Origin of the sequence: Marinithermofilum abyssi (assembly GCF_014641195.1) — a bacterium.
Taxonomy (GTDB): Bacteria; Bacillota; Bacilli; order Thermoactinomycetales; family DSM-45169; genus Marinithermofilum; species Marinithermofilum abyssi.
In genome coordinates this window covers 176,421-188,754 of record NZ_BMHQ01000003.1, presented here as the reverse complement: position 1 = coordinate 188,754, position 12,334 = coordinate 176,421, and the positions used below count along the sequence as shown (strand labels likewise).

At 50.7% G+C, this 12,334-nt stretch carries 13 protein-coding genes and 1 pseudogene; all 14 read right to left on the bottom strand.

The genetic code is table 11. From position 1 onward, the window contains the following. Window positions 1-81: 81 nt before the first annotated feature. Window positions 82-696 carry a DUF1405 domain-containing protein gene (locus tag IEW70_RS05420; RefSeq protein ID WP_188646909.1) on the bottom strand — a complete coding sequence of 205 codons (615 nt, stop codon included), beginning with the start codon at window positions 694-696 and terminating at the stop codon, window positions 82-84. 76 nt (window positions 697-772) lie between these two features. Next, window positions 773-1,585, bottom strand: a complete 813-nt coding sequence (locus IEW70_RS05415; protein WP_188646908.1) for a menaquinol-cytochrome c reductase cytochrome b/c subunit — start codon at window positions 1,583-1,585, stop codon at window positions 773-775. Window positions 1,586-1,612: 27 nt separating this feature from the next. After that, window positions 1,613-2,284 carry a menaquinol-cytochrome c reductase cytochrome b subunit gene (qcrB, locus tag IEW70_RS05410; RefSeq protein ID WP_188646907.1) on the bottom strand — a complete coding sequence of 224 codons (672 nt, stop codon included), beginning with the start codon at window positions 2,282-2,284 and terminating at the stop codon, window positions 1,613-1,615. A 5-nt stretch (window positions 2,285-2,289) separates the two neighbouring features. Next, complete coding sequence (locus tag IEW70_RS05405) at window positions 2,290-2,808, bottom strand: Rieske (2Fe-2S) protein (protein WP_188646906.1); 519 nt, start codon at window positions 2,806-2,808, stop codon at window positions 2,290-2,292. 153 nt (window positions 2,809-2,961) lie between these two features. Further along, on the bottom strand, window positions 2,962-3,396 hold the full coding sequence (locus IEW70_RS05400) for a DUF2487 family protein (RefSeq protein WP_188646905.1): 435 nt from the start codon (window positions 3,394-3,396) through the stop codon (window positions 2,962-2,964). Window positions 3,397-3,449: 53 nt separating this feature from the next. Further along, entirely contained in the window at window positions 3,450-4,007 is a 558-nt protein-coding gene (locus IEW70_RS05395) for a ReoY family proteolytic degradation factor (protein WP_229751837.1), read from the bottom strand. 123 nt (window positions 4,008-4,130) lie between these two features. Further along, window positions 4,131-5,264 (bottom strand): hypothetical protein, encoded by a 1,134-nt coding sequence (locus tag IEW70_RS05390; protein ID WP_188646904.1) that lies wholly within the window; start codon window positions 5,262-5,264, stop codon window positions 4,131-4,133. Window positions 5,265-5,762: 498 nt separating this feature from the next. Next, the gene (locus IEW70_RS05385) at window positions 5,763-6,173 is read right to left on the bottom strand and encodes a hypothetical protein (protein WP_188646903.1); all 411 of its coding nucleotides are present in this window, start codon (window positions 6,171-6,173) and stop codon (window positions 5,763-5,765) included. 71 nt (window positions 6,174-6,244) lie between these two features. Then, window positions 6,245-7,132: pseudogene (locus IEW70_RS17785) on the bottom strand (amidase domain-containing protein). 585 nt (window positions 7,133-7,717) lie between these two features. Further along, window positions 7,718-7,984 (bottom strand): zinc ribbon domain-containing protein, encoded by a 267-nt coding sequence (locus IEW70_RS18415; protein WP_373285910.1) that lies wholly within the window; start codon window positions 7,982-7,984, stop codon window positions 7,718-7,720. 44 nt (window positions 7,985-8,028) lie between these two features. Beyond that, window positions 8,029-8,511 (bottom strand): hypothetical protein, encoded by a 483-nt coding sequence (locus tag IEW70_RS05365; protein ID WP_188646900.1) that lies wholly within the window; start codon window positions 8,509-8,511, stop codon window positions 8,029-8,031. A 186-nt stretch (window positions 8,512-8,697) separates the two neighbouring features. After that, the gene (aroA, locus tag IEW70_RS05360) at window positions 8,698-9,981 is read right to left on the bottom strand and encodes a 3-phosphoshikimate 1-carboxyvinyltransferase (RefSeq protein WP_188646899.1); all 1,284 of its coding nucleotides are present in this window, start codon (window positions 9,979-9,981) and stop codon (window positions 8,698-8,700) included. Between the two features lie 9 nt (window positions 9,982-9,990). Continuing rightward, the gene (locus tag IEW70_RS05355) at window positions 9,991-11,118 is read right to left on the bottom strand and encodes a prephenate dehydrogenase (protein WP_188646898.1); all 1,128 of its coding nucleotides are present in this window, start codon (window positions 11,116-11,118) and stop codon (window positions 9,991-9,993) included. Further along, on the bottom strand, window positions 11,115-12,224 hold the full coding sequence (hisC, locus tag IEW70_RS05350) for a histidinol-phosphate transaminase (protein WP_188646897.1): 1,110 nt from the start codon (window positions 12,222-12,224) through the stop codon (window positions 11,115-11,117). The genes IEW70_RS05355 and hisC overlap by 4 nt, the downstream gene beginning before the upstream one ends. Window positions 12,225-12,334: the final 110 nt, after the last annotated feature.

The following is a 12,334-nucleotide window of genomic DNA, read 5'->3' as shown; positions in this document are numbered from 1 at the left end:
CGGCGGGCTAAAGGTGGATGATAAGGTATGGAAGTGACGGGACTGTTGTTCCCTTCATCTCTATTGTCAATGGGATACCTCTCAATGAAGCATGCGAGGACGAATACAAATCAGCAGCCCGAACAGACCGAGGCTGATCCAGCTTAACCCGATAGTAAAAACAGCCACAATTCCTTCCTGTCCGGCCAGGGTACTGGGCAGCCAAGGATGAACGCCGACTCCGTAATCCATCCAATCATTCCATAATGTCCATAACCCGACTACCGTCAAGTGACGCCAATCAAATGTATACAGCCGGACATACAATACCCCTTCTAGCGCCATGCCCAGATGAGATATCATCAGCATCCAGTCGGTCCAATGAAGAGCATGAAAGAAGGAGCCTGCCGACATGGCAGCACCGGCCACAATCATCGCAACGGCCCAAATCCCGTATTTGAACAGGGTTACCGCAGCAAAAGCTTCCAGCAGCGGGGACCGTTTTCCCCATATGTACAGCAACAGTACCAACGTAAATGCTGCACTCGCCGTTGGACTGTCGGGAACAAACCAGAGATAGGCTGGCTCTGTCATCGCCAATTGATTTTTATACCAATAAAATCCATAGATAGAACCCAGTAAATTCACCACAAACAACAGGCGCAGAAAGACAGGATCATCCAGCCGGTGAATCAACGACCGCCACAAAAGTGTCAACGTGAACACCTCCTTTGCAGTCTATTATAAAAAAAACCTGACCGCTGGATGCAGCCAGGTTCTCTGGTTCTCTCTCTTAATGTTCAGTGGACTTTGGTTTTCCGGTCTTCTGCTTGGTTAGCCATTCTGCCAGCTTTCGTTTTTCTTCCGGTGTTCCTTGGAACATGCCGGCAGGCATCTGACCTTTCCCTGTATCCATGATATGTTGAATCTGTTCCGCACTATATGCGTCCCCGATCCCTTTCAGAGGCGGACCCGTGATCCCTTCCAGCTGCTCCCCGTGACAATTGACGCAAGCCTGGTTTTTGTAGATTTCGTAAGCGGGATCATTCTGGTCCACGATTTTGACATCTTCTTCAGAGCTTCCTTTAGGCAACGAAGCCAGCTGTTTCTCATGCTCGTCCTCTGCTTCCCATGTTAAAATGGCGATAGCCACCAAGCTAATCAGCATCAAACTCGTAGCCACCGGGCGTTTGAAAGGACGGCGCTCCTTGCTGCGATCCAGCCAGGGAGCCAGAAGGAGGGCGGTGAAAGCGATTCCAGGAACAATGACCGTACCCACAACTACAAAGGGGCCGGATGCCCATTTAAACTTCAGAAGCTGGTACAAGAAAAGGAAGTACCAGTCCGGAACCGGTAAGAAGCCCGTATTCGTCGGGTCGGCTTGCTCTCCCAATGGAGGCTCTTCCGCCATCACAAGCGCCAAGAAACCTACGAGGACTACGACGGCAACCATCCATTCCTTAAGCAGGAAGTTCGGAAAGAAAGGCTCCGTATTTCCAGGGTACTCGGAATAATCCTTGGGATACAGCTTTTTCTTGTTTTGAGGAACCCGGGAGTCCCCGACGTAATGAACCTCTTTGTCTTTTCCGTCGTGATTATGTGCCAAGTAACTCTCCCCCCTTACACTTTCAGCTTATAGCGGCCCAGAAATTCCTTGCTTCCGAATCAGGAAGAAGTGGGCACCCAAAAGGGCCAACAGGATGCCTGGCAGGAAGAAGACGTGCAAGGCGAAGAAACGCGCCAATGTCTGTGCCCCAACAACCTCTCCCCCTTGCAGGAATGAAGCGGCTGCATCCCCGATAATCGGAACACTCGCAGCGATTTCAATACCGACCTTGGTAGCAAAGTAGGCTTTGTTATCCCAAGGCAGCAGGTACCCTGTGAAACCGAGACCCAGCATCACGAAAAAGAGCAGCATCCCGATCACCCAGTTGAATTCCCGGGGGTGCTTGTAGGAACCTGTGAAGAACACCCGGAGGGTATGTAGGAACAACATCACGATGGATACACTGGCTCCCCAGTGATGCATTCCCCGGACAATCTGTCCGAATGCGATTTCATTTTGCAGATAATGAACACTCTTCCAAGCGTTCTCAATGTCCGGAACATAGTACATGGTCAAGAACATGCCTGAAAGGATCTGAATTACCACAATAAAAAACGTCAGCCCACCAAAGCAATAGATAAAAGCGGAGAAATGGTGAGCCGGGTTCACGTGCTCCGGGACTTCATGGTCCGCCACATCCCGCCACATCGGCGTGATGTCGATGCGCTTATCCAACCATTCATACATACTTTTCAGCATACGTGTCACGCCCCTCCTCGCGGTTTAACGGCACCTAACATCAAGCGGCCGTTTTCCACCTTGGTTTCATACATATCCAACGGGGCATTGGGCGGTGTACCCGGAACGTTTGTTCCGTCTTTGGTGTACAACCCGCCGTGACAGGGGCAATAATAGTGGTCTTTGTGCCCGCCGCCTTCCCATTTGACTGTACACCCCAAGTGCTTACAAATGGGAGATAAGGCCAAAATATCACTGCCAGTCTTCATCACCCAAGCCGTCGCTTTTTCACCGCCGGGCTTTTTGTACCATCCGTCTTTCCGCTGGATATGAAACTCCACGGATTTCGGCTGAGGACCAAATTCGTCTGCCGGGCCTACGTCGACGAACTTGGTATCCGATCCCTTTTGCAAGAGCGGATCGATGGCAAAGCGGACCATCGGGTACAATACACCGGAAGCGAGAAAGCCAGCCGTGCTCGCTATGGAGTAGGTAAGAAACCTACGGCGGGAGATACTCGGCTTCTGCTCTTTCTTTTCGCTCACGACTCGTCCGACCTCCCTCTATACGGGTTAAAACGTCAGAACCTTATTATTACTAGGACATATTCATGATAGCCAACGGTCTTATTCCGTGTCAAGAACAGGGAACAGCAACTTAATGTCTGCTTTCTATACTGTTTCCTAAAATACTTCCATTCATTCCCTTACAGCACGTTCCCACAAAGCAATAATGGAATCACATATACCGGCAGCCGTCTCATCCGGTTCCCCTTCATCCGGAATGGTCAGCAATGTTGTTGCACCTATCGAATTCACGGATGAAGACTCCAACACTCCTTCTGTCTGGAGTAAAAAAATATGGTGAAACCCGGATTCTTTCCAATCTTTCATAATACTTTTTAAATAAGGGAGAAACGCTTCCATTTCACCTGAAAAAGGCAACGGCGGCATCAGCAGCAATCGTCCCTTTAATTCCTCTTCCACCAATTCGGCCACTTTTACGGCCCGGGCGGCTGCCGAGCCAGTCAATTCCTTGTTGCGGACACTTACCGGAAAGATCGGTAAACACAACGAATCTACATAGGGGGCAATCGCTTTCCATTCCTCTTCTTTCATTCTTGTAAACCTCACACACGCTCCTCCTCACAAAAAAAGCTCGGTCTCTGCCGAGCATTATATCGAAGTTATTTTTTTACTTCCACGATTTTCAACCACTGTTCGGTTAATTGTAAGAATTGTTCTTCGTCTCCCTTTTCCAGAGCAGCATCGATTCGTCTGTACAAATCCTTCTTTCGAAAGTCACGAACCGCGTCATCCAGGACCATTTCCGCTATCAAACTGATCAGAGTGTCTTGAACGAGATCCTGTCTCTCCATAGGGTTGACCTCCAATACTGCAGCGTATTCCGGGCAACTGGTCCGCTCCTTAAACAGGAGAGAGATATACAGGTCTTCATGGGGGCATGTTCGGATATCGTAGAAGGCAGACTCGACGTCATTGCTGACTCGTTTATTCTTTGTGAACTTAAATGGGGTTGAACGGCTGCACCGGGTCGAAATGACCATTGTCTTGGGCAACTGACGGAGGTTGTCAACGAAATGGATACGTTTCAGAATCTGATCATCGGAACAAAGGTAATTGAGCAGCCAAGCAGCTTCACGTTTCTGCAACTCAAAACGCGTCAGGAACCACTGAATGAAGTCCCTTTTCTCCGAGACCGTGACACATTCGCTCACATCCATCCCCCCATCCCCCTTATACCGATCCGGTATGAATCGAAAATTATGATATTTTTTTATAACTATGATGTGAGTTTATATTTTTATTCCACAGGAACCAGCCGTTTTCCTTCTGAATATGGCGATTTATTGAGCAGGTGACACCTCTGTATAACGTTTGTCCAACGCCTTCTCGGAAAATCCGGAAACCCCAGTAATCCATGTATGTCCGATCTCATTCATCCGAATGACTTTTTCGCCGTTTTTTCTCTCTCCCAAACGAATCATCCCCAGATGCAGCATCATTTTCAACAACCGTTGCAGCAGACTTTTCTTATCCTCATAGTAAAAAGGATGCAGCCAACTTGATACGGCTTCTTCCACTTGGGATACCCCGATCCACTCATATCTGCACAACAGATCCACCCACTGGACAATCACCGCTACATGGGGAATGGGACGCCGATACAGACGGAGCCAAAAACGGTACAGTTCCCGATCTTCCCCCCGCTTTTTGTCTTCGATTTTCCCTACGCCTTCCTCGGTTAAACGCAAAACTCCTTCTTCCAGTAATTCCATGATGTAGCCTTTGTAATACGCATAATCATACAACAGTGAAAACCGATCCGGGTACTGATGATACCGCCGGCCAAAACCAAACCGCCACCCCTTCTTGTCCACCAGCTCCTCCGGGACCGCAAACATTTTAAAAATTTGCCGTTGATGCTGCTTATAGATGCCGCCTTCCGAGGTGAGTGGGATCTCCCCGTGGCGTAGATACTTGAGGAAGTGAATCAAATCTTGGATCATGTGTCCTTCTTCATCACGGTAAGCGAAGGGCTCATCCTTCTTCATCCCATCATTGATCCGATAAGGCTCCGCGAGCAGCTCCAAAAAACGGCGGCGCAAATCCGCCGGGATCTGAAAAAAGGTACGGTGCCGCTGCGTTACCCCCGGAAAAATCCAGCCACGCTGCATACCGGAAATCACCAGACGACGGGGACTTTCCTCCCCATCTCCCAGGGCGGTCTTCCCTTTTCCCAACAAATCCTCCTGGCTGAACAGATCGCGGGAGTCAAAACAGATTTGCTGCAAAAAGCGAAACTCTTCCGGTGACAATCCTTCCACCATAGTCGCCAGTTGCGATTTCCGGCCCAAATGATGTAACAGAGACGTAATCATGTCATTTTTGGAATGCTGGTCTGTGACACAGCCATAGTGGGCTGCAATTTTTTTCACCTGTTGGATATCCGCATAAGTGAGCAAGTCCGCAAAATTCATCGTTCTTCCTCCAAAACCGTCTGTTATTCAGCAGTTTGGACGAAACGGAGGAAAATTATCCTGTTGCGAAAGTTTCCCCGTGACCTCCCCATCTTTTTCGCGTTGCCTGTAGGCTTCGGTTTATTCTTTAAGCTTTTTTGTTTGTGTTGCAAACTTGTTTGAATTTATTAAATCTAAATATAAAAGCCAAGGGGTAGATGTAGCATCTATTACCTCTACCCCAAATAAAAAGCCCTTGCTTCACAAGCAAAAGCCTTGAAAGACGGGCTCACGCAGGTATCCTGCGTGGGTCCATTTTTTATATTTGACCCGGCAATGGATAAAAATGAAAGGTGTCTATTGTTGGTACGTAGATATCCATGAGCCAGAGTGAGCCAGAGAAAAGCCCTCCGTCAGGGCTTTTCTCTGAGGTTGCTGACAAACCCATACGCGGGCTCGGTCGAGATGGTTGGCCGTCTCCGATCTCTCGACTTCACCCACCCCGGTCTTCGTTCCCCTCTACCGGGAACGGTCCGATTGCACCCGGTCATAATACTTCAGCAACGATTCTCCCGCCGGTTCGACGGTGATGACCGTATCCCCGTCCCTGTCGTGTCCGATGAGGATCCGGTAATGACGGGAACCTTTGCTCGCGCGGATGACTTTGGGGGCGTGTTCCGAATATACCAGCCAGTCCTCTTCCACCAGCCGGACAATCTGGTTTCGATAGACCACGTGGGTCGGAAAATCGTCGGCATCGACGGTGTATGTCGCTTTTTCTCCGGTCGAACGGGAGGGATCGGGTACGGCGCTATCGGGCAAGGGGAGATTCCCCATTTTTTTTAGTTGGGTGAATTGGAAAGGAGTCTCCTGGTTGGAACAGCCCCACAAGAGAATCAATAGCAGAGGAAGCCACCAGATCCTTTTCATTCGATCAACACTCCTTCCACGAAATGAGCGAAGAGACGGGAACATGATTTCCCGTCTCCCTTCTTGCCGAATTATTTCGGGGGGACGTAAGGACCTTGACGATTGGCCTCATCCAGCTCCCACATATAAACAGTGTAACCTCTTTGGTTAAGCACATCGGAAATGTCGACATCTTTTTTGTCCGTCGTGTGCTGCGTCCTCTTTCTGACGATGCCATCCGCCACCGTGATTATCGCCGTATGGTCCACATCCGGGTCGTTGCTGAAGTTGATATTGATGACATCACCGATGTCTAAATTGAGGGGGTTGTCTGTCAATTTGGCTCGAACCTTCATATGTTGGAAAAAGTTATTGGCGCCTCCCCAGGTATGGGTGGGACCGAAGAACCACCAGTCCCTATAATATCAGTCGTATTCAGGCGGCAGCTGTCCCCCGTGCCATTCCACCATACCGCCCTTTTCCAGGGCTTGCGAGACGAAGTTGGTGCAATCGTTCCAGCATTCGGGATCTTCCTCGCTGCAGTCGTAGTACCAATAGTAAAAGCCGTATTCCTCGTTGTTGCGTCCGTCCCACCATTGATGGGCATAGTCCACGGCGGCTTTTCTATCATAGGGATAAATGGTCTGCTGGGGGATCGCCTTCCTCTTTTGCTGGTTTTTCATGATAGTTTGTCGATCCACATCGACGGGAAGCAGAGAGTGCAATTTTCGTCGTTCCTTGTCGCTCAGTCCTTTTCCCTGTTTGATTTTATCCTGAAATTTTTTGATCTGCTCGTTTTTCTTTATATTTTCATAACGATCGATGAACCGGACGAAATTGACTATCTCATCCTGGTCGTCCTTTGGCAATTCACCGGGTGCAGAGCCCAATTCAAAAACAAACGCCTGAAAGGCCGGATCGTCGATGTCCGCCTGGATGTTCTTTCCTTTTTTTGCCGCCAGTTCTTTGGTGACGGCCATGGCCTTGGCGTATTTGGCCTTTGCCGAACGGACTTCCGATGGTTTCGGTTCCGGATAGTACGAGATTTTCGGAAGTTTCTCGTGAGTGAGCGCCGTCTCGGGAGCCTTCGGCTTTTCAGCCGAAACCGTAGACATACCCGCCGGCAGGGCAAGGGTGACAAAAAGCGCGACCGCGATCAACCCATACACAAATCGTCTCAACTCGATTCCTCCTAGATTATAGCTCCATTCCCATTTACAAGTACATGTTGCCATGAGAATAACTGGAATACTATTTTAAAAATCGGACTTTTTCTGACAAAAATCGACATGATAAAACGATTGCAGTCCGGTTTCATCGTGGCAAGTTTTAAAAGTGGAGATTCCCGTAAGGTCAGAAATCAGTCGAAACCCCACAGCGCTGTAGCCGCAGGGTTTTTGAATATTCATATAGCAACCAACCGACGGAATTTGCTGACAAAAAGGAAATGACTATGGTACAGATAACTCTACTGTAAATAGTGAACTACTCGCCATTGAAATGGCGAGCTTCTCGTTTCATCTGGCGTGGCAACCCACATCCGTCCACGAAGGCTCGTTCCGAGCCTAGAAAAGTTGTAATTCAAGTTGGCCATAGACTTGGGGAACGTATCCAATCGCTTTATGTAGGATATTCCTTGCAGCGTTGACATCTCTGTCTGCTATATATCCGCATGAACATTTATGGATCCGTTCACTCAGTTTTTTCTTTCCAATCTGCCCACACTCGGAGCATGCCTGTGACGTATTGTGAGGGTCAACCAATTCCACATTCTTACCAGCCCATTCTGCCTTGTAAGACGTGAATTGGACGAGCTGTGACTTGCTCCACACGGCTAAAGCACCCCAGGGGCACTTCCTATGGGCGCCGTGGGGATTTACCGGCTTTGTTGAACGGATCGTGTCTGGGTTTGACGGTGAGTGTAAGAAGATTCTTTTACGTTAACCTTTCTTCCCAGCAAAAACAGGAGGTAACAGGCTGTGACGATGATCAGCGGTTCCACTTCCCTCCCGCCGGCAAACAAGCGGATCCCGTCTCCCAAAAGACCGGCCCACCCTTCCCTGATCAAGGGAAAAAACGTGCCGGAAAGCCAGTATGTACCGTGAACAGCGGCAAAAATCAAGGTGGCATTGGGATATGGCAAGGCGTGTTGATACTTGGCCGAGGAGCCCAGACCGATATATACGATTCCGGTGATGACGGCGACCATGAGTATCATCCATTCCGTCATCATCGATGTTGCATCTCCGTTTTGAAACAGTTTCCAGATCCAGAAGGGAAATACCCATTCTTTTAGTAACCAGACCATTGTCAGGACAAACGCCATTTCTACGGCAAATTGCCTCGATTCTTTGCGCATCCCATTCCCCTCCTCATTGGAGTTGTATTACGGAAGGGACAAAAAAAGAACCGCCCGTCAGAGAGCGGTTTGCACAACCGTGCATCATGGATAGGAGTGGAGAGAAACCATACTATGTGTTCATTATAAGCATGCTATTTTTCCAGGTCAACCCTCTTTCCGAATTTTCTGTTGGTATTTTGATACTCATAATTGTTGCAGCAACGCTTCAAAACCGGGAAAAGAAACATCGATCGCCTCGGCACGATGAACCTTGCATCCCCGGTCTGCAATCAGGCCTGCGATCGCCATCGCCATCCCTATGCGATGATCCCCGTGACTGTCACATTCACCGCCGGTCAAAGGAGAGGGACCGTGAATAATGAGTCCATCGTCTGTCTCCTCTACCCGGGCGCCCAACTTGCGCAACTCCTGGGCCGTCACAGCGATACGATTTGTTTCTTTCACCTTCAACTCCGCAGCATCTTTGATCACCGTCGTGCCTTCAGCCTGTGAAGCGATCACGGCCAAAATCGGAATTTCATCGATCAGCCGCGGGATGAGATCCCCGCCGATCTCCGTACTCTGAAGTTCACTGGATCTGACCGTGATATCTCCTACGGGCTCTCCGCACCATTCCCCCTTCTCTTCCACTTCCAACCGGGCACCCATAGCTTGCAAGGCATCGATAATCCCGGTGCGAGTGGGATTCAACCCTACATCGCGGATCGTCACCTTGCTGTCGGGTACCAGCAGCGCCGCCGCCATGATGAAGGCTGCAGAGGAAATATCTCCGGGGACACGGACTTCCTGGGCAACCAAGGACTGACCGCCCTGAACCGAAACAGCGTATCCCTCACGTTGCAGCTCTACACCAAATGCACGCAACATCCGCTCTGTATGATCCCGTGACAAGGAAGGCTCTGCAATTGTTGTCGTCCCTGCCGCTTGTAAACCGGCCAACAGCAAACAGGACTTCACCTGGGCACTGGCAACCGGACTCTCAAAGCGGATGCCTTGCAGATTACCGCCGCGCACCCCGAGTGGGGTAAACTTTCCATCGCGGCGGCCATCCACTCTTGCCCCCATCTGACGCAAGGGCTTCACCACGCGATCCATCGGGCGCCGTGCAATCGATTCATCCCCGATGACCGTGGACCAAAAAGGGCGCCCGGTCAAAATCCCCAGCATCAGCCGGATCGTCGTGCCGGAATTGCCGACATCCAGAAAAGACCCCGGTTCCCGCAATCCATCCCAGCCCTGTCCTTCCACCTGCAAAGACGTGGGAGAATGGGTGTGGATGGTGACACCCATTCGGCGAAAACATTCGATGGTGCTTAAACAGTCCGCACCCGGTAAGAACCCTTCGACCCTTGTCGTTCCCTTGGCAATGGCACCAAACATTACTGCCCGGTGCGAAATGGATTTATCTCCCGGTACCCGCACACTGCCGGTTAAACCCTTTCGTTTTTCCGTCTGAATGACTGCCATGGTTCCTCCTCACTTTTTCTCCTGATTCTCTTCTTCAATCAAAAACACTTCGTACCCCGACTGGCGCAGCCGGTTAACCGCCCGTTCCAGTTCTTCCCTGTCACGGAAGACCAACCGCAGAACTCCTTGGGTCGCTTCCCGATTTTCCATTACATGAAGATTGCTCAGGTTGCAACCGGCTTCACCGACCAAAGTCGCCACTTTCCCAATTTCACCGGGATGATCCGGCATATTGACATAGCAATCATATTCCTCGGTCAAAATTCCTTTTTTACGGTCGGGCAATTTGTCGCGCAGCGTTTTTGCATTTTGAAAAAACCATTCAATCCGCTCGCTGTCCCGGTGCTTTACAGCGGATTGGATTTCCTGCATATCCCGAATCCAATCATCCAGCAATTGCACAACGGCATCGCGATTGCTCAACAGGATATCCCGCCACATGAGCGGATGGCTTCCCGCCACCCGTGTCAGGTCCCGAAATCCGCCGGCAGCCAAGCGGAAGAACCATTCATTTTCCTCGTTATATCTACCCACTTGATTGACCAGTGCAGCTGCCACCACATGGGGAAGGTGGCTGATCGCACCTACCACCCGGTCGTGATGTTCCGGATCCATCAGCACCAGTTTGGCCCCCGTTGCCTTCTCCAGCAACCGGCTCAACCGCTGCACCTGAAATAACGAGGTTTCCTGGTGGGGCGTCAATACATAATAGGCGTTTTCAAACAGGTGCGGATCGGCGGCCTGTACTCCGGAGCGATGGGAGCCTGCCATCGGGTGTCCCCCGATAAAGGTCACGCCACGGGAAGAAAACACCATGCCGGCTTTGGTCACTACTCCTTTGGTACTGCCTACATCCGTAACGATGCAGTTTGATTTTAGGGGAAGTTCTGCCAGCTGTTCCATCAGACGCGGGGTGGTACCTACCGGAACCGCGATCACCACTAAATCCGCATTCGCTACAGCCGACTCCAGATTGGTATGCCCTTGATGGATCACACCGGCAGATTCCGCCCACTTGAGCGCACTTTCAGACACATCAAACCCGTATACTTCCAGACCCGCCTTCTCCTTCAAACCGAGTGCCAACGAACCGCCGATCAACCCGATTCCCAGTACGGCCGCCTTTCGAAATGTCAACGGGCAGCCTCCTTTGGGATCGGCTTTTCCAGCGCATAGGCCAAGGCTTGGAGAAAACGACGGTTTTGTTCTTCCGTACCGATCGTCACACGGATGTGGGTGGGATAACCGAGAGCGGAACCGGAACGGACGATCACTCCTTGCCGTAGCAGGACATCAAATACCTCTTGCGCCGGGCGCTGAGTATCCAGTAAGAGGAAGTTCCCTTGGGAGGGGAAATAGGATAAACCCCAATTCTCCAACTGGCGAACGATCTGATCCATTCCTTTCCGGTTTGCTTCCCGGCAATTGCAGACAAAGTCTTGGTCAGTCAAAGCTGTCCGCGCAGCCCGCTGGGCCAGTCGGTTGGTATTAAACGGCTCCCGCACTTTTTCCAATTCACGGGCCAGCTCTGGAGAAGCGATGCCATAACCGATGCGGAAAGCAGCCAGACCGTAGATTTTGGAGAATGTCCGCAGCACAATCAGTCTCGGATCGTCGGGGAGCAAGGACAGCGTATCCGGGTAGTCGGCATCCGTCACATATTCATAATAAGCTTCGTCGACCACAATCAACACATGGTCCGGAAGACGACTCAAAAACCGCGTCAGCTCGGTGTGGGAGATTACCGTTCCGGTGGGGTTGTTGGGGTTGCAGACCCAGACGATTTTCGTCTTCTCATTCACCGCTTCCACCATGGCGTCCAAATCATGTACCCCATTGACCAAGGGGACCTCCACCGCCTTAGCCCCTTCGACCACCGTCATCGTTTTGTAACGGGGGAACGTGATATCCGCCATCACCGCTTGATCTCCCGGTTCCAGATAAGCGCGGGCGATCATCTGGACAATCTCATCAGAACCGTTCCCGCAAACAATCCGGTCTGGGGAGGTTCCATAAAAATCAGCCAGCTCCAGACGCAAACCCCGGGCATCGCCTTCCGGGTACATGGCAAAAAACTCCCGTTCCTTCGCTAAAGACTCCCATACTTTCGGCGAACAACCGAAAGGATTTTCATTGGAGGCCAACTTAATCACTTCATCGAGCCCTAGTTCTCGTTTGACTTCTTCCAACAGCTTCCCCGGCTGATAGACCGGCAAGCCGTGCAATGTCGCTTTGGTTCGCATATCCTGGCTCCTCCCCGCGTTTTTCTCTCTATCTTACCGTTTTCTATGAAGAACGTAAACCGCTGCTTGCAATTGCATGCTTATCGTATCAAAAAACCGGGCATTCATCC

Bases quoted from the DNA above. Each gene is read 5' to 3' on its own strand.
- qcrB (WP_188646907.1), bottom strand. From the start codon at position 2,284: ATGCTGAAAAGTATGTATGAATGGTTGGATAAGCGCATCGACATCACG.
- IEW70_RS05395 (WP_229751837.1), bottom strand. From the start codon at position 4,007: ATGGATGTGAGCGAATGTGTCACGGTCTCGGAGAAAAGGGACTTCATT.
- IEW70_RS05390 (WP_188646904.1), bottom strand. From the start codon at position 5,264: ATGAATTTTGCGGACTTGCTCACTTATGCGGATATCCAACAGGTGAAA.
- IEW70_RS05385 (WP_188646903.1), bottom strand. From the start codon at position 6,173: ATGAAAAGGATCTGGTGGCTTCCTCTGCTATTGATTCTCTTGTGGGGC.
- IEW70_RS05365 (WP_188646900.1), bottom strand. From the start codon at position 8,511: ATGCGCAAAGAATCGAGGCAATTTGCCGTAGAAATGGCGTTTGTCCTG.
- aroA (WP_188646899.1), bottom strand. From the start codon at position 9,981: ATGGCAGTCATTCAGACGGAAAAACGAAAGGGTTTAACCGGCAGTGTG.
- hisC (WP_188646897.1), bottom strand. From the start codon at position 12,224: ATGCGAACCAAAGCGACATTGCACGGCTTGCCGGTCTATCAGCCGGGG.